This window comes from Methylobacterium sp. E-005 (assembly GCF_022829725.1).
In the GTDB taxonomy this organism is placed as follows: domain Bacteria; phylum Pseudomonadota; class Alphaproteobacteria; order Rhizobiales; family Beijerinckiaceae; genus Methylobacterium.
This window is the reverse complement of sequence record NZ_JAKSYG010000256.1, coordinates 229,205-249,399: the sequence shown is the minus strand read 5'-3', so window position 1 is coordinate 249,399 and position 20,195 is coordinate 229,205. Positions and strand designations below refer to the sequence as shown.

Annotated in this window: 17 protein-coding genes and 1 tRNA gene; 7 read left to right on the top strand and 11 right to left on the bottom strand. The window is 67.6% G+C overall.

The window, feature by feature from the left end:
• Positions 1–15: 15 nt before the first annotated feature.
• A tRNA-Pro gene (locus tag MKK88_RS32110) sits at positions 16–92 on the bottom strand.
• 84 nt (positions 93–176) lie between these two features.
• On the bottom strand, positions 177–860 hold the full coding sequence (locus tag MKK88_RS32105; RefSeq protein WP_244007959.1) for a 4'-phosphopantetheinyl transferase family protein: 684 nt from the start codon (positions 858–860) through the stop codon (positions 177–179).
• Positions 861–995: 135 nt separating this feature from the next.
• On the opposite strand from MKK88_RS32105, the gene MKK88_RS32100 reads away from it, so the two are divergent.
• The 3 genes from MKK88_RS32100 (at position 996) to MKK88_RS32090 (ending at position 5,713) form a co-directional block, all read left to right on the top strand.
• A complete protein-coding gene (locus tag MKK88_RS32100) occupies positions 996–2,291 on the top strand; it encodes an MFS transporter (protein ID WP_244007575.1) in 1,296 nt (431 codons plus the stop codon).
• Positions 2,292–2,339: 48 nt separating this feature from the next.
• Positions 2,340–4,772, top strand: a complete 2,433-nt coding sequence (gene ligA, locus MKK88_RS32095; RefSeq protein WP_244007573.1) for an NAD-dependent DNA ligase LigA — start codon at positions 2,340–2,342, stop codon at positions 4,770–4,772.
• A 71-nt stretch (positions 4,773–4,843) separates the two neighbouring features.
• A complete protein-coding gene (locus tag MKK88_RS32090) occupies positions 4,844–5,713 on the top strand; it encodes a 3'-5' exonuclease (protein WP_244007571.1) in 870 nt (289 codons plus the stop codon).
• Positions 5,714–5,719: 6 nt separating this feature from the next.
• On the opposite strand, the gene MKK88_RS32085 is transcribed toward MKK88_RS32090, so the two are convergent.
• Positions 5,720–6,769, bottom strand: coding sequence for a threonine aldolase family protein (locus tag MKK88_RS32085; protein ID WP_244007569.1), 1,050 nt, complete (start codon positions 6,767–6,769; stop codon positions 5,720–5,722).
• Between the two features lie 31 nt (positions 6,770–6,800).
• On the bottom strand, positions 6,801–7,685 hold the full coding sequence (locus tag MKK88_RS32080) for an amino acid ABC transporter substrate-binding protein (protein WP_244007567.1): 885 nt from the start codon (positions 7,683–7,685) through the stop codon (positions 6,801–6,803).
• Between the two features lie 140 nt (positions 7,686–7,825).
• Here MKK88_RS32080 and MKK88_RS32075 point away from each other — a divergent pair, with 140 nt between their 5' ends.
• Positions 7,826–8,770 (top strand): LysR substrate-binding domain-containing protein, encoded by a 945-nt coding sequence (locus MKK88_RS32075; protein ID WP_244007566.1) that lies wholly within the window; start codon positions 7,826–7,828, stop codon positions 8,768–8,770.
• Between the two features lie 2 nt (positions 8,771–8,772).
• On the opposite strand, the gene MKK88_RS32070 is transcribed toward MKK88_RS32075, so the two are convergent.
• Positions 8,773–10,974, bottom strand: a complete 2,202-nt coding sequence (locus tag MKK88_RS32070; protein WP_244007564.1) for an FAD-dependent oxidoreductase — start codon at positions 10,972–10,974, stop codon at positions 8,773–8,775.
• A 113-nt stretch (positions 10,975–11,087) separates the two neighbouring features.
• Between MKK88_RS32070 and MKK88_RS32065 the strand changes: the two genes are divergently transcribed.
• Positions 11,088–11,867 carry an EAL domain-containing protein gene (locus MKK88_RS32065; RefSeq protein ID WP_244007562.1) on the top strand — a complete coding sequence of 260 codons (780 nt, stop codon included), beginning with the start codon at positions 11,088–11,090 and terminating at the stop codon, positions 11,865–11,867.
• Between the two features lie 31 nt (positions 11,868–11,898).
• Here the strand turns inward: MKK88_RS32065 and MKK88_RS32060 are convergent, their stop codons facing one another.
• The 4 genes from MKK88_RS32060 to rpsT form a co-directional block, all read right to left on the bottom strand.
• Positions 11,899–12,405 carry a hypothetical protein gene (locus MKK88_RS32060; protein ID WP_244007560.1) on the bottom strand — a complete coding sequence of 169 codons (507 nt, stop codon included), beginning with the start codon at positions 12,403–12,405 and terminating at the stop codon, positions 11,899–11,901.
• Between the two features lie 120 nt (positions 12,406–12,525).
• Positions 12,526–13,734 (bottom strand): acetyl-CoA C-acetyltransferase, encoded by a 1,209-nt coding sequence (locus MKK88_RS32055; protein ID WP_244007558.1) that lies wholly within the window; start codon positions 13,732–13,734, stop codon positions 12,526–12,528.
• 219 nt (positions 13,735–13,953) lie between these two features.
• Positions 13,954–15,447: a chromosomal replication initiator protein DnaA gene (gene dnaA / locus MKK88_RS32050; RefSeq protein ID WP_244007556.1), complete on the bottom strand. Its 1,494-nt coding sequence runs from the start codon at positions 15,445–15,447 to the stop codon at positions 13,954–13,956.
• Between the two features lie 495 nt (positions 15,448–15,942).
• Positions 15,943–16,209 (bottom strand): 30S ribosomal protein S20, encoded by a 267-nt coding sequence (gene rpsT, locus MKK88_RS32045; RefSeq protein WP_007561677.1) that lies wholly within the window; start codon positions 16,207–16,209, stop codon positions 15,943–15,945.
• A gap of 276 nt (positions 16,210–16,485) precedes the next feature.
• Here rpsT and MKK88_RS32040 point away from each other — a divergent pair, with 276 nt between their 5' ends.
• Together MKK88_RS32040 and MKK88_RS32035 are read left to right on the top strand one after the other, a co-directional pair.
• Complete coding sequence (locus MKK88_RS32040; protein WP_244007554.1) at positions 16,486–17,565, top strand: hypothetical protein; 1,080 nt, start codon at positions 16,486–16,488, stop codon at positions 17,563–17,565.
• The gene (locus tag MKK88_RS32035; protein WP_244007552.1) at positions 17,553–18,329 is read left to right on the top strand and encodes a hypothetical protein; all 777 of its coding nucleotides are present in this window, start codon (positions 17,553–17,555) and stop codon (positions 18,327–18,329) included. The genes MKK88_RS32040 and MKK88_RS32035 overlap by 13 nt, the downstream gene beginning before the upstream one ends.
• Positions 18,330–18,812: 483 nt before the next feature.
• Here MKK88_RS32035 and ccmB read toward each other — a convergent pair whose 3' ends face one another.
• Entirely contained in the window at positions 18,813–19,481 is a 669-nt protein-coding gene (gene ccmB / locus MKK88_RS32030; RefSeq protein WP_244007550.1) for a heme exporter protein CcmB, read from the bottom strand.
• Complete coding sequence (gene ccmA / locus MKK88_RS32025; RefSeq protein ID WP_244007548.1) at positions 19,478–20,116, bottom strand: heme ABC exporter ATP-binding protein CcmA; 639 nt, start codon at positions 20,114–20,116, stop codon at positions 19,478–19,480. The genes ccmB and ccmA overlap by 4 nt, the downstream gene beginning before the upstream one ends.
• Positions 20,117–20,195: the final 79 nt, after the last annotated feature.

The window sequence follows — 20,195 nt, the reverse complement described above, 5'->3', positions numbered from 1 at the left end:
GATCTCGGGAAATACTGGTCGGAGTGGCAGGATTTGAACCTGCGACCCCCACGTCCCGAACGTGGTGCGCTACCAGACTGCGCTACACTCCGAAGGCCGGCCCGCATCGCTGCCAGGGCCGGTGAGCGGGCTTATAGCCGTGCCTTGGCCGGGCCGCAAGCGCGGTTTCGCGGCTTTCAGGTGAGTCGATCGGGCCAGCCCGGCGGAAGCGTGTGATGCCGGATCGCGGCGGCGTCGGTCCGAACGGCCACGGTGGCGGCATAACCGGCTCCGGCTTCGATCGCAGCAAGGGTCCATCCGGTGCAATCGCGCAGCAGGCGCGGGGCCGCCGGTGGCAGGGTCACGCTGAAGCGGTCGAGCGGCAGGGATAGGCCGGTGCCCAGCGCCTTCACCACCGCCTCCTTGCGGGTCCAAAGCCCGAAGAAGGTCGCCTCGATCGCGTCGGGCGATAGCTTCGCCAGGGCGGCGGCCTCGTCGGGCGCGAAATGCATCCTTGCGATCCGCACCGCATCCGGGATTGGCCGGATCTGCTCGATATCGACGCCGATGGTGGCTGAACCCGCAAGGCCGATGAGGGCGCGGGCTGCGGAGTGCGACAGATTGAATTCCAGAGGGCTTCCGGTTGGCTCGGAGAGCTGCGGCTTGCCGGCGGCCTGCGTGCTCAGGCGGATCTCGGACGAGGTGCAGCCGCGTGCTTCCGCAAGCACCAACCGGAGCGCGGCGTGACTGGCGATGAAACGCGCGCGATCCACGGGCCGCAGGAACCGGTCGGCGCGCTCGCGCTCCGCGCGGTCGAGCACCTGCGCACAGTGATCGAGCTGGTCGAGCGACAGGGAAAGGTCGACCAGCCACACATCCACCGCGCTCAAGCGACGCCTCGCGGCCGTCTGACGCAGCGGTTAAGGTCGTTCGATGGTGGGGGCACAGGGTGCATCCGGTGACGACGGCATGAGGAGCATCGCGCCCCAGCGTGCGATGGGCAAGGTGCGGCGCGCTTGAGCGATCCCGCCGTGCTTCCCGTCCGCATATCCCTGGGTGGGCCGCTGAGCCTCGCCAATCGCCGCACCCGCTACGGGGTGTTCTTCGCCACCTACCTCTATCAGGGCCTGATCGCCGGATTCTCGCTCACCGCGCTGGCGAATCATCTCACGGCCCAGGGCGTGTCGGCGGCGGAGATGGGCTTTCATTTCGCCCTCGCGGGCCTGCCCTGGACGCTCCAACCGATCCTGTGGGGGCCGGTCGTCGATCGGGCCGGCGATTTCCGCATGGGGCGACGCCGGGCCTTCGCGGTCGCGGCGGTTCTGGGGTGTCACGCCGCGCTCGCGCTTCTGCTGTGGGGCGCAGAGGACCATGTCGGCTGGCTCGGCCTGATCTTTCTGGCACACAGCCTGTGCGCGTCGCTCCTCGACACGGCCTGCGACCGGATGATCATGGACCACGTTCCGGCCACCGAACTCGGCCGGGTGAGCGGCTGCACGCGCGCGGGCTTCGTCGCCGGCAGCAGCGTCGGCGCGGCCGCTTTCGGATGGATGCTCACGGCTTACGGCTTTGCCATCAGCGCGCGCTGGCTCCTCGCAGCCGCAATACTGGCGAGCCTGCCGATCCTGCTGATCCGCGAGGCGTCGACGGATGCGCTTGTCACCCTGGCGCGACGCGGCTCGGCGCCGCGGCGCATGCCCTTCCGCCGCTTCCTGCGCCGCTTGGTTTTGAGCCTGCGCCGGCCACGGGCGCTCCGGCTTCTCGCCCTGTGCTTCGGCCTGGATGGCGCGCTCGGCCTGTTCGAACTGCCCTTCTCGGTGGATCTCCTGCAGCGGCAGGCGTGGGATCCGGCCGACCTGTCCCGGCTCCAGGCCGGTCTGGCGCTCGCGAGCGGCACGGCCGGTGCGCTGGCGGTCGGATTCTGGTCCGATCGGGCTAGTCCGGTGCGGCCGCTGCGTATCCTCCTGATCGCCAGCGCGGGCACCTTTTTGTTGGCGGGTGGCCTGATCGCGTTCGAGCTCGTCGGCGCGGCTGGCCCGGCGATCCTGGCGCTGACCAACATGCTGCCCGGCCTGCTCATCGTCGCGCTGATGCCGGCTCTGCTCCAGGCCAGCCAGGGGCGTGCAGGCGCCGCGACGCAGTTCGAGGTCTACATGGCGGCGATGAATCTCGGGTCCGTAGCCGGCACCGCTGTGGCCGGCTGGCTGGCACCGATCCTGCCGCTGGCGGCCGTGGCCGTGTTCGTGGCCGCAGTCTTCCTGGGTGCTTTCCGGATTGCCGGCCGCGGCGATCTGCTGAGCCCCCGCGGGTGAGGGAAAACGGCGACTCCCGCCGGGCCGCCGATGCGCTAGAACCCCGCCATGGCCGCCGCGAAAACCGACACGCCCGATCTCGACCTGACCGCCGAGGAGGCCCGCTCCGAGCACGCGCGCGTCTCGGAGGCGATCCTCGAAGCCGATCGGCTCTACTATCAGGAGGACGCGCCCGAGATCTCGGACGCGGAATACGACCGCCTGCGCCGAAGCCTGGAGCGTCTGGAGACCCGCTTTCCGGAGCTTGCCGGGACGGGCGCGGCCAGCACATCGGTCGGTGCGAAACCGTCGGAGAAATTCGCCAAGGTGCGGCACGCCGTGCCGATGCTGTCGCTCGGCAACGCCTTCGACGATGCGGAGGTGGCCGAGTTCGTTGCCCGGGTCCGCCGCTTCCTCGGCTGGCCGGAGGACGCGCCGCTCGCCTTCACGGCTGAGCCGAAGATCGACGGCCTGTCCCTGTCGCTCCGCTATGTGAACGGGCGCCTGGACACCGCGGCCACCCGCGGCGACGGCGAGGTCGGCGAGAACGTCACCGCCAATGCCCGGACCTTACAGGACATTCCGGAGACGCTTGAGGGCTCCGGATGGCCGGAGATCTGCGAGGTGCGCGGCGAGGTCTACCTGTCGCACGCCGATTTCGCCGCCATCAACGCCCGGCAGGAGGCGGCGGGCAAGCCGCTCTTCGCCAACCCGCGCAACGCCGCGGCCGGCAGCCTACGCCAGCTCGATCCGGCGATCACCGCGTCCCGGCCGCTCCGGTTCTTCGCCTATGCCTGGGGTGAGCTCTCGACGCCGATCGCCGAGACGCAGACCGGCGCCCTGCGGCTTTTCGCGGAGTGGGGCCTGCCGGTGAACCCGCTGACTGAGACCTTCACCGATGTCGAGGCGATGCTCGCCCATTACCGGCGGATCGAAGCGGACCGGGCCGGGCTCGGCTACGACATCGACGGCGTCGTCTACAAGGTCGACGACCTCGCCCTGCAGAAGCGGCTCGGCTTCGTCTCGCGCTCGCCGCGCTGGGCCCTCGCTCACAAGTTCGCTGCTCAGGAGGCGACGACGGTGGTTGAGGACATCGTCATCAATGTCGGCCGCACCGGCTCGCTGAATCCGCTGGCGAAGCTCAGACCGGTGACGGTCGGCGGCGTGGTGGTGTCGAACGCGACCCTGCACAACGAAGGTTACGTGAAGGGGATCGGCGCCGACGGCGAGCCGATCCGCGACGGTCGCGATATCCGCGTGGGCGACACGGTGACGGTGGTGCGGGCCGGCGACGTCATCCCCAAGGTGATGGATGTCGATCTCACCAAGCGCCCAGCGGATTCGCAGCCCTACGCCTTCCCGGAGACCTGCCCGGCCTGCGGCAGCCGCGCGGTCCGCGCGATCAACCCACGCACCGGCCGTCCCGACGCGATCCGCCGGTGCACCGGCGGCCTGATCTGTCCGGCGCAAGGCGTGGAGCGGCTGAAGCACTTCGTGTCACGCAACGGCTTCGACATCGAGGGGTTCGGCGAGACGTATATCGAGGTGCTGTTCGAGGCGGGCCTCGTGCGCCAGCCCGCCGACCTGTTCCGGCTCGACTTCGACAAGCTGAAGGCCGCCATCGTGGCCCGGCGCGAGGCGCTCTCGGCCGAGCGGCGCGCCGAATCCGGCGCGACGGAACCACCAAAGAAAATCGCCAAGAAGAAGGGTGAGGACGAGGACAAGGCAATCAAGAACCTGCTCGCCGGTGTCGAGGCGCGGCGCCAGGTGCCGATGAACCGTCTCCTCTTCGCCCTCGGGATCCCGCAGATCGGCGAATCGACCGCCAAGGCACTGGCGAAGCGGTTTTCCGACATGCCGTCGCTCATCGCGGCGATCCACGAGGCCGCCGCGGCCCAGCCGGGACCTGATTGGGTCGAGCTTACGGCCGTGCCACGAATCGGCGGGACGACCCGAGATCGTCTGCTCGATCTCGGCCTTCCGGACGACGAGGCGACACCGGGACAGGAGAAGGCGCGCCTGAGCGCGGTTCAGCGCGAGAATCTGATCGCGCATTACGGCGACACCGACGCGGTGCGTTCGGCGATTGCACGGGCTGCGGCGCAGCGCCCCGGGGATGCCTACCGCCTGTTCGCCGATGACGGCGAGATCGGGCCGGTGGCGACCGATGCGCTCATCCTGTTCTTCTCCGAACCCCACAACGCCAAAGCGGTGTCGGCCCTGCTCGACGCGGTCGCGGTCGAGCCGATGGAGCAAGCGGCGTCGGCCTCGGCCTTCGCGGGCAAGACCGTGGTGTTCACCGGCACCCTGGAGAAGATGACGCGCAACGAGGCCAAGGCCGTGGCCGAACGCCTGGGCGCCAAGGTCTCGGGCTCCGTTTCGGCGAAGACCGATCTGGTGGTGGCCGGCCCCGGGGCGGGCTCCAAGCTGAAGGATGCCCAGAAGCACGGCGTCAAGGTCGTCTCGGAAGACGATTGGCTCGGGATGGTGACACAGGGTTGAAGCCCGAGTCCGGGAGGCCTAGACCCCGTGGGGAACACCCCGCGAACTCCCACCCGGCAGGTCGATCCCCGATGACGGTCCTGGCCCTCGACTTCGAGACGGCCAACGAGCGGCGCGACAGCGCCTGCGCGGTGGGTCTCGCCTGGATCGCGGATGGACGGGTGATCCGCCGGGAAAGCCATCTGATCCGCCCGCCGGAGATGCGCTTCTCACCCGGCAACATCCGAGTTCACGGTATTCTGCCGGCCAACGTCGCAGACGCACCGGATTTCGCCACCGCGATGGCGCCGTATCTGGGCGATCTGAGGCGCGGGCTGATCCTGGCGCACAACGCGAGCTTCGATATCGGCGTCCTGCGCGCCGGGCTGGTACGGGCCGGCCTGCCGGTCCCGGATTTCTCCTACCTCTGCACCGTCCAGATCGCGCGCCGGGTGTTTCCGGCGCCGGAGGGCTGCGGGCTGGGCAAGGTGGCGCGGCGCCTCGGCATCCGCTTCGAGCACCACGATGCCGGCGAGGACGCCTATGCCTGCGCGGAGATCGCGCTGGCGGCGATGCGCGAGCGGGAGGCCGCCGACGTTCACGCCCTGGCCGCCGCGCTCGGCCTGCCGATCACGCGGGCAACCGGCGGCCCTGCTGTGCCTCGACGCGCTCCGGGGGCGATCAGCGGGCGCGCGATGGCCGCCTTCCCTCAGACGCCCGCGGCCCTCCGCTTCGCCATGCGGGGGTCCACCGGCAACCGGTACGACGTAAGCTTCGAGGAGCGGCCCGGCGGCCCGCAGCTGCGCTGCACCTGCACGGCGGGCCGCTTCGGCGTGCGCTGCCGCCACGTGAAGGCGTTGGAGGTCGGCGACATCACCGACCTGCTCTCCGACAATGCCGCCGACGTGCTGCTCCTCGCCCGCATGCTCGGCGCGAAGGCGCACGTCGCCGGAGCGGCCTGAGACCGGTCAGGCCGCGTCGAGGCAGGTCCGGAAGACGGCAACGGCGCGCTCGATGTCGGCGGCCGTAATGTGCCGATGCGTCACGAGGCGCAGCCGCTTCGGACCCAGCGGACGGGTGCGGATACCGGCCGCGTCGAGATCCGCGACCCAGCGGCCGCTGTCGCGGCCCGTCTGCGCCAGATCGACCTGCACGATATTGGTCTGCGGCACGTTCGCTGAGAGACGCGGCCCGAGCGCGTTCAGCCCATCGCTGAGCTGCCGGGCCCGGTGGTGGTCCTCGGCCAGCCGCGTGCCCATGGCGGTGATCGCTTCAAGCCCTGCCGCCGCGACGACGCCCACCTGCCGCTGCGTGCCACCGATCATCTTGCGCAGTCGCCGGGCCGTCGCGATCACGGGGGCGTCGCCGGCCAGCACCGCACCCATCGGCGCGCTCAGGCCCTTCGACAGGCAGAGCGAGACCGTGTCGACATGCGCAGTGAGTTCGGCTGGCCGGACACCGAGCTGCGTCGCGGCGTTGAAAAGGCGGGCCCCATCCAGATGGATTGGGATGCCCCGCGCCCGGGCGATGCCTGCCACCGCCGCCATATGGTCGATCGGCAGCACGGTGCCGCCGGCGGCGTTGTGCGAGGTCTCCAGCGCAATCATCGCGGTGCGGAGCGGGCTCGCGGAGGGATGCAGCGCCGCCTCCAGCGTGTCGAGATCCATGGCGCCATCCGTGCCTGGGATCCCGAACAGGAACGCCCCCGTGAGGGTGGCGGCCCCGCGCTCGGTGTTGAGCATGTGCGCCTGGGTTTCGAGCAGCACCTGCTCGCTGCGCTGGACCTGGGCCAGGATCGACAGAAGATTGCCCATCGTGCAGCTCGGCACGAACAGGCCGGCGGCCTTGCCGAGCATCGCAGCCGCCGTCTCCTCCAGCGCGCGGGCAGTCGGGTCGGCGTCGAGCCCGTCGTCGCCGAGCGGGGCGGACCGCATCCGCGCGTACATGGCCTCGGTCGGCCGGGTGACCGTGTCGCTGCGCAGGTCCACCATGCCGGGGGCTTCGGCGATGTCCGTCATATCGCTCTGCATCTCGAACGCACCGGCCGCCCTAGCGGTAGGCCGCTTCATCGCCGGAATCGGTTGGGTTCGCCAGGGCGCGCTTGAGCACGTCGCTCATCGGCAGGTCGAGATTGATGCCCTTCGGCGGGATCGGCTGTTCGAAGTAGCGGCTGTAGAGCCGCGCCACGGTGCCGTCCTGGATCAGTTCGACCACGGCCTTGTCGACGGCCGCCTTGAAGGCCGGGTCGTCCTTCGGCTCCAGAATGCCGTAGGGCGCGAATTCGAGCCCCTTCGTGCCGATCTTGTAATCGCCCGGCCGCTTGGCGCCCGCCACGGTGGCGTGTGCCAGGGCATCGTCGTTGATCGTCCCCGCGGCGCGGCCGGTTTCCAACAGGAGAAAGACCTCCGCCGTGTCCTTGGCGGGCATCACCTGAAGGTCGAGCTTGTCGCGGACGTTGATCCGCGTGGCGACCCGCTGGGTCTCACCGCCCGCCTGGGCCGAGAGCGCCTTGCCGCGGAACGAGGCGATGTCGTTCACGTCGACCGGCGAGTCCTTCTTGGCCGTCAGCACCACCTGCGCCACGAAGGTGGTCGGCGCGAAGGAAATCAGCTTGTGCCGCTCCGGCAGGTTGCTGGCGGTGCCGCATTCGAGATCGATCGTGCCGTTGTTAATCAGCGGGATCCGCGTCGCGGACATCACCGGCACGTGGCGGATGTCGAGCTTGGGCAGGCCGAGCGCGGTCTTGAGCTTCTCGGCGACGTGCTCGCATATCTCGACCGAATAGCCCACTGGCTTGGCGTTCTGGTCGAGGAAGCCGAAGGGCGGCGACGCGTCTGGAAAACCGAGGCTGATCTGGCCGCTCGAGCGGATCTTGTCGAGACGCCCCTGCGCCGCCGACGGTGCGGCGAGCCCGGCCCAGCATAAGGAAGCCACGATGAGTGAAAGCGTCCTCGACACGATCAGAACCCCCTGGTTATGCCAGACCCTGCGTCCCAAGCTTAGCCGGCTGATCCTAGAAGCGACCGCGCGTCGACGTCCAATGCCGAATCCTGGCCCGAGCATACGGATCTGATATGGCTGCTCGGCGCATGACCTTCCGGCACATCGAGGCCTTCCGAGCTGTTGTCGCCACGGGCTCGATGACCGAGGCGAGTCGGCAACTCCATACATCGCAACCACAGGTGAGCCGTCTGATTGCGCAGCTCGAGGCGATCACGGGCCTGCCACTGTTTGACCGCAGCGGCAGCCGGGTCGTGCCCTCCCTCGACGGCACCCGCTTCCACGCCGAGGTGGAGCGGGCCTTCGTCGGCCTCACCAGCCTGGAGGCGGCGGCTACGCGGATCCGCGCCTTTGGCGCCGAGCGGCTGCGAGTCGCTGCGATGCCCAGGCTGGCCGGGGGGCTCCTGGCACGGGCGGTCGTGCGCTTCCGGGCCGCACATCCGGACGTGATCGTGGCGATCCATTCCGGTGACGACGAGACCGTGAACCACTGGATCGCCACCGGTTCCTGCGATGCCGCGTTGACGATGCTCTATGGCGACCTCCCGGACGCCAAGCTCGACCATGTCGAGACGCGGGCCTGCGTGGCCGTGCTGCCGCAGGACCACCCGTTGGCGGCGCGCACAGCGCTCAGCCCAGAGGATTTTCGCGACGTGCCGTTCATTGCGGCCTCGCTCGGCAGCGCTCTGCGCGATCGGACCGAGGCCATCTTCGCGACGGCGGGCGTTGCGCTGGCCATCACCGCCGAGGCTGGGCTCGGGGCCTCGATCTGCACCCTCGTCTCGGCCGGGCTCGGGGTCAGCGTGATGAACCCACTGGCCGCCCATGAGGAAGCGAAGGTCTCACCGATCGCGATCCGGCCCTTCGCCCCTGCCCTGCCCGTGCATTTCGCGCTGCTGTTCCCGCCCGACCATGCCCGCGGTCGGCTGATGCGGGCCTTCGGCGCCTGCGCCCGAGCGGTGCTGCTGGAGGAACTCGCCGCCTTGCCGGACGCCGCAAACGGGCGCTCGGCGGGCTGAGGTCAGGCGGCGCGCTTCTGGGCCTCGCCGTAGAAGGTGCCGCCATGCTCGGCCATGGTCGAGAGGACGTCAGGCACGGCGAACCGCGGTCCGTGCTTGGCTTCGAGCCTCCGGGCCAGATCGACAAAGGCCGCCGCACCCATGAAGTCGATGTAGGACAAGGCCCCCCCGGTGAACGGCGCGAAGCCGAAGCCGAGGATCGAGCCGACATCCGCCTCGCGGGGGTCGGTCACCACGCCTTCGCCCACCGTGCGGGCGGCCTCCAACGCCTGCACGACCAAGAGCCGCTGCTTCAGCTCGTTGAAATCCACCGCATCGGGATCGAGTCGGTTCGGCTGAAGATCCGTCAGCCCGGGCCAGAGGCGCTTCGGCGCGCCCTCGGGGTAATCGTAAAAGCCCTTGCGGTTCTTCCGGCCCAGCCGGCCCTGCTTCTCCACCAGTTCGGACAGGATTGCCTTCTGCGCCGGATCGACGGCCCCCGCTCCCACTTGCGCCTCGGTGGCCTTGGCGATCTTGAGCACGAGATCGAGGGCGACCTCGTCGTTGAGGGAGAGCGGCCCGACCGGCATCCCGGCCTGGCGGCCGGCGCTCTCGATCATGGCCGGCGGCACGCCCTCGGCCAGCATCTTGTGGCCCTCGAGGATGTAGGCGCCGACACAACGGTTGGCGAAGAAGCCGCGGACGTCGTTGACGACGATCGGAGTCTTCTTGATCATCCGCACGTAGTCGAGGGCCGTGGCCAAAGCCGCATCGCCGGTGGCCTCACCCTTGATGATCTCGACCAGCATCATCTTCTCGACGGGGGAGAAGAAGTGGATGCCGACGAACTGGTCAGGCCGCTGCGAACTCATGGCGAGGCCGGTGATCGGCAGGGTCGAGGTGTTGGAGGCGAAGATCGCGTCCGGGCGGATCACCGCCTCGACCTTCCGGATCACCTCCGCTTTCACCTTCGGATCCTCGAACACCGCCTCGATCACGAGGTCGCACTCGGCCAGCGTGGCATAGTCGGAGGTGGCCTGGATGCGGCCGAGCAGCGCGTCCCGGTCGGCGGTCTTGGCGCGGCCCTTGTTGATCTGGCCGGTGATGAGCGTGTGGGCGTAGGCCTTGCCCTTCTCGGCGGCCTCGGCCGACTGATCGACCAGCACCACCTCGATCCCGGCCTGCGCGGTGACGTAGGCCACGCCCGCGCCCATGAAGCCGGCGCCGATCACGCCAACCTTGCGCAGATTGCTGGGCGGCGCGTCCTTCGGACGGCGCGCGCCCTTGTTCAGCTCACCCATCGAGATGAACAGCGTGCGGATCATCGCCGCCGCTTCCTTGCTGCGCAGGATATGCGCGAAGTACCGGCTCTCGACCCGCAGGGCGAGGTCCATCGGCAATTGCAGGCCCTCGTACACGGAGGCCAGGATCGCCTTGGCGGCGGGGTAATTGTCATGGGTCTCGCGCCGGTAGATCGCGTTGGCCGGCGGCCAGATCATCATGCCGGCGGGCGAGTAGACCTTGCCGGAGGGCGCCTTGAACTTCGGAACGTCCCAGGGCGCCACCGCCGAGCCGCCGTCACGGATCCAGGCCTTGGCGCGCTCCACAATCTCGGCCTGTGGCGCCACTGCGTGGATCAGCCCCATGCCCTTGGCCATCGGCGCGCGGATCTGCTCGCCCTTGAACAGCATCTGGAGGGCGTCGCCAGTCTGCATCAGCCGGGCGACCCGCTGCGTGCCGCCGCCGCCCGGGAACAGGCCGACCTTGATCTCCGGCAGGCCGACCCGGGTCTTCGCATCGTCGGAGGCAACCCGGAAATGGCACGACAGGGCCAGTTCGAAGGCGCCGCCGAGGCATAGGCCCTGGATCGCCGCCGCGAAGGGCTTGCCGCTGGTCTCCAGCCGCCGGAACAGCAGCGACAGGCGCCGGGACGCCTCGAAGAAGTGGCGCATCGCCACCTCTTCGCCCTGCTCGGCTCTCAGCTTCTCGTAGGCGAGGCCGAGGCCCTGCAGCATGGTGAGGTCGGCGCCGCCGGAGAAGTTGTCCTTGCCGGTGGCGATGACGCAGCCCTTGATGGCGGCATCCGAGGTGACCTGCCCGATGATCTGCTCGAGCTGATCCATCACGCTTTCCGTGATGACGTTCATCGAGCGGCCGGGCATGTCCCAGGTCGCCAGGGCGATACCGTCGGGGTCGGTCTCGAACCGGAAATCGGTCAACGTCATGGTGCCGTCCTCCCAGGAAAGCGTCGGAAAGATACCAAAGCGGTCACGTTAAGGTTGTGTAGAGCTCGGTCAGGCACATACCGCCGGTCGGGGGGCACCGACGGAAGCCAGCCATGACGAAGGAAACCGGGTGCCGCGCCTGCCGCGCGGGTACCACCCTCGACTTCGATTTTTCGATGGCCTTCCAGCCGATCGTGGATGTCGGCACGGGCACGGTCTGGGCCTATGAGGCCCTGGTGCGCGGCCCGAATGGGGAGCCGGCCCCGACGATCCTCGGCCGGGTGACGGACGAGAACCGCTACCAGTTCGATCAGGCTGCCCGCGTCCGGGCGATCGAGCTCGCCGGCCGGCTCTTTCCGCGGGACAGCGGCACGCGGCTCTCGATCAACTTCATGCCGAATGCCGTCTACGAGCCGATCGCCTGCATCCGCGCATCCCTGGAGGCGGCCCGGCGCGTCGATTTCGCCCATCAGCGGCTGATGTTCGAGTTCACCGAGCAGGAGCGCTTCCGCGACATCGCGCATGTGCAGCGCATCGTCGCCGCCTATCGCAAGCAGGGCTTCCTCACGGCGCTCGATGATTTCGGCGCCGGCTTCGCGGGCTTGAGTCTGCTGGCGAATTTTCGTCCCGACCTGATCAAGATCGATATGGACCTGGTCCGAGGCATCGACACCGATGCCGGGCGCCACGTCATCGTGTCGGGTGTCGTCACCATCGCCCAGGCGCTCGGCGTGACGGTTCTGGCCGAGGGCATCGAGACCGCGGCGGAACGCGAGGCGCTGCGTGCCCTCGGGATCGACCTGATGCAGGGCTACCACTTCGCGAAGCCGATGCTGGAGGCGCTGCCCCCGGTGACCGGCTTCGCGCCCATGGCCGCCGCGCGCGCGGCCTGAGGCCAATCGGGGGCGCGCGGCGAGCATCCGCTTAATTCGGAGCCGGGGCGGGCGCCGCGGCCGGCGGCATCGGCGCCGCGCCGGCCTTGGGCGTGTTGTCGGTCGCCGAGGCTACCGCCAGCATGTTGAGCAGCTTGGTGACCGAGTTCTGCGAGATCGCCGTCACAGCCGAATTCGGATCGGCGTTCATCGTCTGGAACTTGAGGTAGGTCGGATCGGAATAGATCTCGTCGAGATGCTTCAGCTCCGCGAGGCTGAACTTCTCAGCATATTCCTTCGACAGCCCCTCGACCATGATCTTGCGCTGCTTCTCGAACTCGTCGGTGAGTTCCTTGCGCACGGCCTCGGCGCGAGCCTCCGGCATCGGCGTGACGGTCTTCTCCAGCGCGGCGTTGAAGCCGGTCTGCAGGTTCTTGATCAGGGTCTTGTTCACGAGGGTCGTGGCCGTGGCGACGCGGTCCGCCGCCTCGTCGGCGTGGGCGGCGAGCGGCAGGCTCAGAGTGACGCCGAGGCAGAGCGTCGCGATCAGGCGGTTCAAGGGCTTGTCTCCCATGGTCTTATCGTCCGGCCCGGGTTCGGGCCGGTCGTCGCCCGCGCCTCTAGCAGCGTTCCCGCGCTTTGGGGAGCGGCGGCACGTCGCTCCCCAAAGCGGGCTTGGTCAGACCCGCTCGATGATTGTCGCCGTGCCCATGCCGGCGCCGATGCACAGGGTGATCAGCGCGCGCTCCTTGCCGGTCCGCTCCAGCTCGTCGAGGACCGTGCCGAGGATCATCGCGCCGGTCGCGCCGAGCGGATGGCCGAGCGCGATCGCCCCGCCGTTGACGTTCACGGCCTCCGGATCAAGGTCGAAGGCCTGGCAGAAGCGCAGGACCACCGCCGCGAAGGCCTCGTTCACCTCGAACAGGTCGATGTCCGACACACTCATGCCAGCCTTGGCCAGGACCTTCCGGGTGACATCGACCGGGCCGGTGAGCATCAGGGCCGGGTCGGAGCCGATATTGGCGAAGGCCCGGATCCGCGCGCGCGGACGCAGGCCCGCGGCCTCGCCGGCCGCCTTGGAACCGACCAGCACGGCGGCCGCGCCGTCCACGATGCCGGAGGAATTACCGGCGTGGTGGACGTGATCCACCACCTCGACATCGGGATGCGCGTCGGTCGCCACGGCGTCGAAGCCACCCATCTGGCCCATCTGCACGAAGGAGGCCTTCAGCGCGGCGAGCGACTGCATGTCGGTGCCGGGGCGCATGTGCTCGTCGCGATCCAGCAGGGTGATGCCGTTCACATCGCGCACCGGGACCACGGAGCCGTTGAACAGCCCCTCCCCCCAGGACTTCGCCGCGCGCTCCTGTGAGCGGACCGCGTAGGCGTCGCACTCGTCCCGGGTGAAGCCGTACTTGGTGGCGATCAGGTCGGCCGAGACGCCCTGCGGCATGAAGTAGGATTTGATGGCGATCGCGGGATCGACCGGCCACGCGCCGCCCGAGGCGCCGATACCGATGCGGCTCATCGATTCGACGCCGCCGCCCACGGCCATCTCGTGCTGGCCGCTCATGACCTGCGCCGCCGCGAAATTCACCGCATCGAGTCCAGAGGCGCAAAATCGGTTGATCTGCACGCCGGGCACATGGACCCCGTAATCGGCCACGAGGGCCGCCGCCCGGGCGATGTCGCCGCCCGCCTCGCCCACCGGATCGACACAGCCCAGAATCACGTCGTCCACGAGGCCAGTATCGAGCCCGGTGCGATCCTTGAGAGCGCGGAGCGCCGTCTCGGCGAGGCGCAAAGCCGTGACCTCGTGCAGGGAGCCATCCGCCTTGCCGCGCCCGCGGGGCGTGCGCACGTGGTCGTAGATGAAGGCATCCGTCATCAGCACTCCCCGGGGTGTCGGTCCTCGCCTCACGGCGACGCGGCCTTACAGGGCCGTCTCGGTTCGCGCTACTGTGCCACGGCGCGCGCGCCCTCGGCCAGTCCCAATTGCATGGTGCCGGCGGAGAGCGCGTGACAGTACAGAGGATTTGGCAGCGCTTGTTCCCAAGGCCGCACCGGGCCCCGGCCAGACAAAGTCCGGCCGGAACTTATGCGTCGGCTAGTCCTGAAGCATCCGCTTCAGGAGCTCGACTTCATCGCCGAGCACCGAATCTTCGCCGATCTGCTTCTCGATCTTGCGGACGGCGTGCAGCACCGTGGTGTGATCGCGCCCACCGAAGCGTCGGCCGATCTCGGGCAATGAGCGCAGCGTCAGCACCTTCGACAGATACATGGCGATCTGGCGCGGCTTGACCACGGCGGCGGTCCGGCGCTCCGACAGGATGTCCGAGCGCGAGACGTTGTAGCGCGAGGCCACCAGTTTCTGGATGTCCTCGATCTTGATGCGCTTCGGCTCGCGGTTCTTGACGAGATCGCGGATCGCGGCCTCGGCGGTCTCCATCGTCACCGCGGTGCCGGTGAGCGTGGCGTGCGCCAGCAGGCGGTTCACGGCGCCTTCAAGGTCGCGGCCGTTGGCTGTGATCGCCCGGGCCACGTAGGACGCCACCTGGGGCGAGACGTCGAAGCCCGGATGCGAGGCCCGCACCGCGGCGAGCCGCGCCGACAGGATCGAGATCCGCAGGGCCTCGTCGAGGGCGGTGATCTCGACCACAAGGCCGCCGCCGAGGCGCGACCGGACCCGCTCGTCCAGTGCCTCCAGCTCGGTCGGCGGGCGGTCGGAGGCGACCACGACCTGCCGGCCGGCATCGATCAGGGCGTTGATCGTATGGCCGAACTCGGCCTGGATCGACTTGCCCTGGATGAACTGGACATCGTCGAGGATCAGGAGGTCGATACCGCGCAGCCGCTCCTTGTAGGCCAGCGCCGACTGCGTCTTCAGGGCGTTGACGAAGCCGTACATGAACCGATCGGCCGTCAGGTAGATCACCCGGCGCCCCGCCTCCCGGGCGGCGTGGCCGATCCCGTGCAGCAGGTGCGTCTTGCCGAGGCCGACGCCGGCATGGAGGTAGAGCGGGTTGTAGAGCGCCCCCTCCCCCTGATGGGCGGCGACCCGCTCGGCGGCGGCATGCGCGAGGGCGTTGGAGCGGCCGATCACGAAGCTCGCGAAGGTCAGCCGCATATCGAGCGGCGTGCCGCTGAGATCGCCGCCAGCCTCCGTGGCGGGGCGTGGCTCCGGAGCCACCGCGGCAACCGGAACCGGATTGCCGGCCGCGTGCAGACGGGCGAGCGGACCGCTGGCGGGGCCGGCCTTGGGCGCCCCCGTCGCGACCGTGCGGACCGGGGCGCCGGAGCCGCGCACACCGACCTCGATGCGCGCGATCTCCTCGACTTCCGCCTTGAAGGTGTTGAGGACGCGATCGAGGTAGTGGGACTCGATCCAGCTCTTGAGGAAGCGGGTCGGCACCGTGAGGCGGGCCGTGCCGCCCGCGACCGCCTCCAGCTCAAGGCGGGCGAACCAGCTCGCGAAGACATCCTCACCGAGTTCAGCGCGGAGCCGGCGCTTCACACGCGCCCAGGCGGATCCGTAATCCATGGTGCCACCGCCGTTGCGGCCGCCCTCATCGTCGCTCGCCACCGTTCCGTCGACACGCATCATTGGCTCTCCCGACGCTGCCCCGGTGTCCCGCAGGCCGCGCCTACGCACGATTTACGCCTTCAGAGTCCCGCACGAACGGGCGGGACAGAGTCCCCCGAACAGAGTCAAGCCCGTTGCGAGGAACTTTTGCCGATTGAGAGAGCCTATCAACAATTACCTACGGTTCCTTTAACAGTGGGACTTGTGGGGATGGCGCAGATTCCCATCCGAAAGTCTTTCGGCCGACGCCGAACGATCCGGCTAGAGTCTTGGCGAATCGGAATGATTCGTCGGAATCCAGAACGCGCCGCGTTTTGCTTGATCGGTGTCAGTTTTTGTTAAGCTACATGGCGCGCCGAGACTCCGCAATGTCGCCGATTCTTGGATAGGGTTAATGGTTTCGAGTGGCGGCCTCGGTTACGGCGGCGCGCCGTGATGCGAGCCGGACAGCGGGCAAGAAAAAAGCCCGGCTCGTGGAGCCGGGCTTCAAACCGTCTGAAGGCTGTGGGTGGTTTAAGCGGCGAGGGCCTTAACCCGGGCGGCCAACCGCGAAACCTTCCGCGAGGCGTTGTTCTTGTGAACGATGCCGTGCTGGGCGGCACGCATCATCTCGGGCTCGGCGGCGCGGAGCGCAGCGAGCGCGTCCTGCTGGTTGCCGGTGGCGATGGCCTCCTCGACCTTGCGGACGAAGGTGCGCATGCGCGAACGGCGCGAGCGGTTGATCGCCGTGCGCTTGGCGATCTTGCGGGTCATCTTCTTGGCCGAAGCGGTGTTGGCCATGGAATCCTCGTTCTCTTCGTCGGGCGATGCCGACGGGCCAGGCTGGCCGGAGATCGGTCGTCGCGTCAGGTTGTGTGGCGATGGCCGAAACGCAGCGCGCGCGAAAGCGCGGCCCCTCGGCGAAGCCGTCTCTATAGTGAGCGGGGCGCGACGCGTCAACGCGGAACAGGCTGCCGGCAGTCGGTCGGGCAGCGAGTCCCAGATCTTGACATTTTTCCTATTGTTCCTCTTATGTTCTCGCCGTCGCAACACGGCGGCGGGCGGGGCGGGGCTACCATGCGTCACGAGTCTCAAGCGCACAGCGAAGCAATCGTTTTGCGCGACGTTCTGGCCGGCCTCACGCTGGAGACCAAGCTGATCCGTTTGCAGCGGGAGTTTCAGGCCAAAAATTGGGAGACGCAGCCGCGGGCACCGGCGGGACAGTCGAACGGCGGCGAGTGGGTGCCGGCTCCCATCGGTGCACAGTGGGCCTCGCTCCAAGAGGATCGACCGAACGGGCCGTCCCCCCAGGATCCGCCACCGCTCACGGAGAGCGCGACATTGGAGGATGGGACGCGGGTCCTGTCGATTCGGATCCGGGCGGGGCGCAGACCCTTCGACGAACAGGATACAGTCACGGCGCCGGATGGTGAGAGCCGCGTCTTCGAGACCTCCGGGGAAACGCAGACGATTCGCGACGGCAAAACAGGCGAGGTCCTATCGCGGACCACCTTTACGCCGACCAGTCTCGTCTCTGAGCCGATCGTTCAACAGGCCTTCGCCCCCGCCCTACCGCTGATCGCCGCCTCCGTCATCGCAACCTTCGAGCTTGGGTTGCAGCTCCTGACGTACCTCTCCGCTCGTGAGGATGGGTATGGCACCGTTTTAGGGATGTCGGCGCAAGAATATAAATTTGGGGACGATCCGCAGATGGATATGCCGATGTGGATCGGCCGGCTCGACCAAGCTCAATTAGATGACGCCTGCCCAAGAGCTGGGGAAGTACAGGCCATTGTGGACGAAGCAACTGCGCGTGTGACAGCGCGTGGTGGGTATGCAAATGCGACCCAGCTGGGTACCATGATCCATGTTGAGATCGCGCGCATCATCAACAGGAAGGAAGATCCAAATTTTGTTGCAGAACTTATTTTAGCTAACCTGGACGATAAAGGAAAGATGATACTGCTAGGCAGCAAGAGATCCGACGTATTTGAACGGCCTCGGTTCGACACCGCCTGTATCTATGATCCAAAAACCGGACGGGAGGGATGGACGCCCAAACAGGCCGTCGCTTCCATCATGGCTGCAAAACGCAAATTTCCCGAAGTGGTACGATACGTCATGATACAAGTGAGGCCCAGGAAATGGCCCAATTAACTCGTACCTCAGCACAACAAATTCGAGCGTTGTCTGCTCCGTTGATCGATCGAAACCCCGATATTGCTTTTACGGGGGGCAAGTTTCTATGCCTCCAAGGCGTCGGGCATATTGCAAGGCAGATTCGAATCTATGATCGCCCCAGTCGCGGATACTTCACGCTGGAGTGGAGGCTTACGGAGCTATATATTCGCGGGGACAAATTCGATTTTGGAGGTTATGGGCGATCAATCGGTATGATCGGTCGGTCGCGTCAGTTCATGCCTGCTGGCGAGGACGGCGTTTGGGACTGGGACGACCCGACCATCGCTGGCAATTTCGTCGATCAAATTGAAACCAAGGTCCTTCCGCTTCTCAGATCCTTAGACACAATCGAAAAAATTTTAACATTTATTTTGTCCCAAGAAATGCTAGGTTATAGCTTCAGTAAAGATCATATCTGGATGTGCCTCACAAACGCAGCGCTCGGCGAACTTGCGATTGCCAGGAAACATTGGGATCTGATTACCCCGAGCTTCAGGGAGCGATACGAGAAGCAAAATGCGATCGCTGGCGAGCCGATATCGGATTATTTTCGGAGTTGGGTTGCGGTAGGGGATGCCTTGCAGGCCGGCGATCGCATGGCTTTGGCGAAGCTTCTTTGGGAGAACGAGCGCACTGAAGCAGACCGTTTCAAGCTCGGTCGCCACTGGCAGCCCACGGCCTTTCCATTTCAGAAGGCTGCCATTGCCCTTACGATCACCGGCGGACCGGACCAACAATAGTCAGCGCCCTTGTGAGGGCCCTCACCTCAGTTGCGTCGAGGGCTGCCAAAATCTGCATAGCCAGGGGACAAGCGCGATAGAGACGTCTGCAGCCGAACGGTCGCGATAAGCCAAGCGCGCCAAAGTCTCCGATGTCGCACACGCGCCAGCATCGCTTCGCGGACGAGCCAGAGCCTTGAAAAAATCATATAGTTTCCTGCCTGCAAATAAATTTGGAGCAGACAAAGACTTACTCCTCGCTTGCGCGGGATTGTCCTGAAACAATCAAAGTCGATGTGACGCAGTATGGGTTGCAACACGAAGAGGAATGCTTTGACGACAAAAATATCAGGGTACCGAAATTTCGAAACACCGGAGAAAACGACGCGTGCTACGACAATGTTTTAGAGATTTTATCCCGAAGTTCTATAAATTATCCTTCAGGACATTGATGTGACAATCTTCGGCCCGACTACGGTAGTACGGAGCGCTTGAAGGCCAGCCTCACTCCGGCCAGCGCAACGCGGCCGCCGCCGCCAGCGTCCCGACCACGGCGGCGATCAGCGTCAGCGCGGCCAGCACGGCCAGCGGCACGAGGAACGGCACCGTCCCCCCGCTCGCCGCCTGAGCGGCCGAGACGCCGAAGATCAGCGTCGGGATCATCAGCGGCAGCACCAGCACCGCCAGAATCAGCCCGCCCCGGCGAATCGAAGCCGTCAGCGCCGCGCCCACGGCGCCGATGAAGCTCAGCGCCGGTGTCCCGGCGAGCAACGTCAGGGCCGTGGCGCTCATGGCGGTGCCGTCGAGGGCGACGAGCAGGCCGAAGAGCGGCGCGGCCAGCGCGAGTGGCAGGCCGGTGGTCAGCCAATGCGCCGTCACCTTGCCGAGCACCACCAGTTCGAGCGGCACCGGCGCGGCGGTCATCAGGTCGAGGGAGCCGTCCTCCTCATCGGCCTGGAACAGGCGGTCGAGGCCGATCAGCGTCGCCAGCACCGCGGCAAGCCAGAGGATCGCCGGGCCGATCCGCGACAGCAGGTTCAGATCGGGTCCCAGGGCGAACGGCACCAGGGCGACAATCATCAGGAAGAACACCAGCGACAGCGCGCCGGACCCGCCGACGCGGCCGGACAGGCGCAGGTCGCGGGCGATGAGGGCGAGGACGGCGCGGATCACGCCCACTCCTCCAGGATATCCGCCATGGGGGCAGCGGCGGCGGCCTCGATGCGCAACTCCGCGGCGTCCGCGAGGCCGAGCGCCTGATGGGTCGCCGCGATCACGAGGCCGCCGCCCTCCCGGTGGCCCGCCATCAGCTCGGCGAGCACGGCCTGCGACGCCGTATCGAGTGCGGCTGTCGGTTCATCGAGCAGCCAGAGCGGCCGGGCGCAGACGAGGAGCCGCGCGAGCGCCACCCGCCGCCGCTGGCCGGCCGAGAGATACGCCACCGGCAGATCGTGGGCATGGCCGAGGCCGAGCCGTTCCAGCGCGTCGCGGGGGGCAAGGCGCGGCGCGCCGAGGATGCGCTGGGCGAACAGGAGGTTCTCGCCAGCCGTCAGGGAACTCTTCAGCCCGTCCCGGTGGCCCACCGCGTGCAGGCATTCCGGCAGGCTCGCCTCGCCGACCTCGGCGACGTCGATCCGCCCGGCATCCGGCCGCAATCGGCCGGACAGGATGGCCAGCAGGCTCGATTTGCCGGCGCCGTTGCGGCCGGTCACCGCCAGGGCGTCGCCCGGCCCGAGGGCGAAGGACAGGTTGGCAAAGATGCGGCGGCCGGAGCGGCGGCAGGCCAGATTGTCTACACTCAGCCGCACCCGATGCCCCGCCTATTCCCTGGCGCCCTCCATGCCCGAATGCGCGGCGGAACGGAACCGCACGGCCGAGCTGCGCTTT

Coding starts and splice junctions, on each gene's coding strand:
- ligA (WP_244007573.1), top strand. CDS start 2,340: ATGGCCGCCGCGAAAACCGACACGCCCGATCTCGACCTGACCGCCGAG.
- MKK88_RS32090 (WP_244007571.1), top strand. CDS start 4,844: ATGACGGTCCTGGCCCTCGACTTCGAGACGGCCAACGAGCGGCGCGAC.
- MKK88_RS32085 (WP_244007569.1), bottom strand. CDS start 6,769: ATGACGGACATCGCCGAAGCCCCCGGCATGGTGGACCTGCGCAGCGAC.
- MKK88_RS32075 (WP_244007566.1), top strand. CDS start 7,826: ATGGCTGCTCGGCGCATGACCTTCCGGCACATCGAGGCCTTCCGAGCT.
- MKK88_RS32070 (WP_244007564.1), bottom strand. CDS start 10,974: ATGACGTTGACCGATTTCCGGTTCGAGACCGACCCCGACGGTATCGCC.
- MKK88_RS32065 (WP_244007562.1), top strand. CDS start 11,088: ATGACGAAGGAAACCGGGTGCCGCGCCTGCCGCGCGGGTACCACCCTC.
- MKK88_RS32055 (WP_244007558.1), bottom strand. CDS start 13,734: ATGACGGATGCCTTCATCTACGACCACGTGCGCACGCCCCGCGGGCGC.
- dnaA (WP_244007556.1), bottom strand. CDS start 15,447: ATGCGTGTCGACGGAACGGTGGCGAGCGACGATGAGGGCGGCCGCAAC.
- rpsT (WP_007561677.1), bottom strand. CDS start 16,209: ATGGCCAACACCGCTTCGGCCAAGAAGATGACCCGCAAGATCGCCAAG.
- MKK88_RS32040 (WP_244007554.1), top strand. CDS start 16,486: ATGCGTCACGAGTCTCAAGCGCACAGCGAAGCAATCGTTTTGCGCGAC.
- MKK88_RS32035 (WP_244007552.1), top strand. CDS start 17,553: ATGGCCCAATTAACTCGTACCTCAGCACAACAAATTCGAGCGTTGTCT.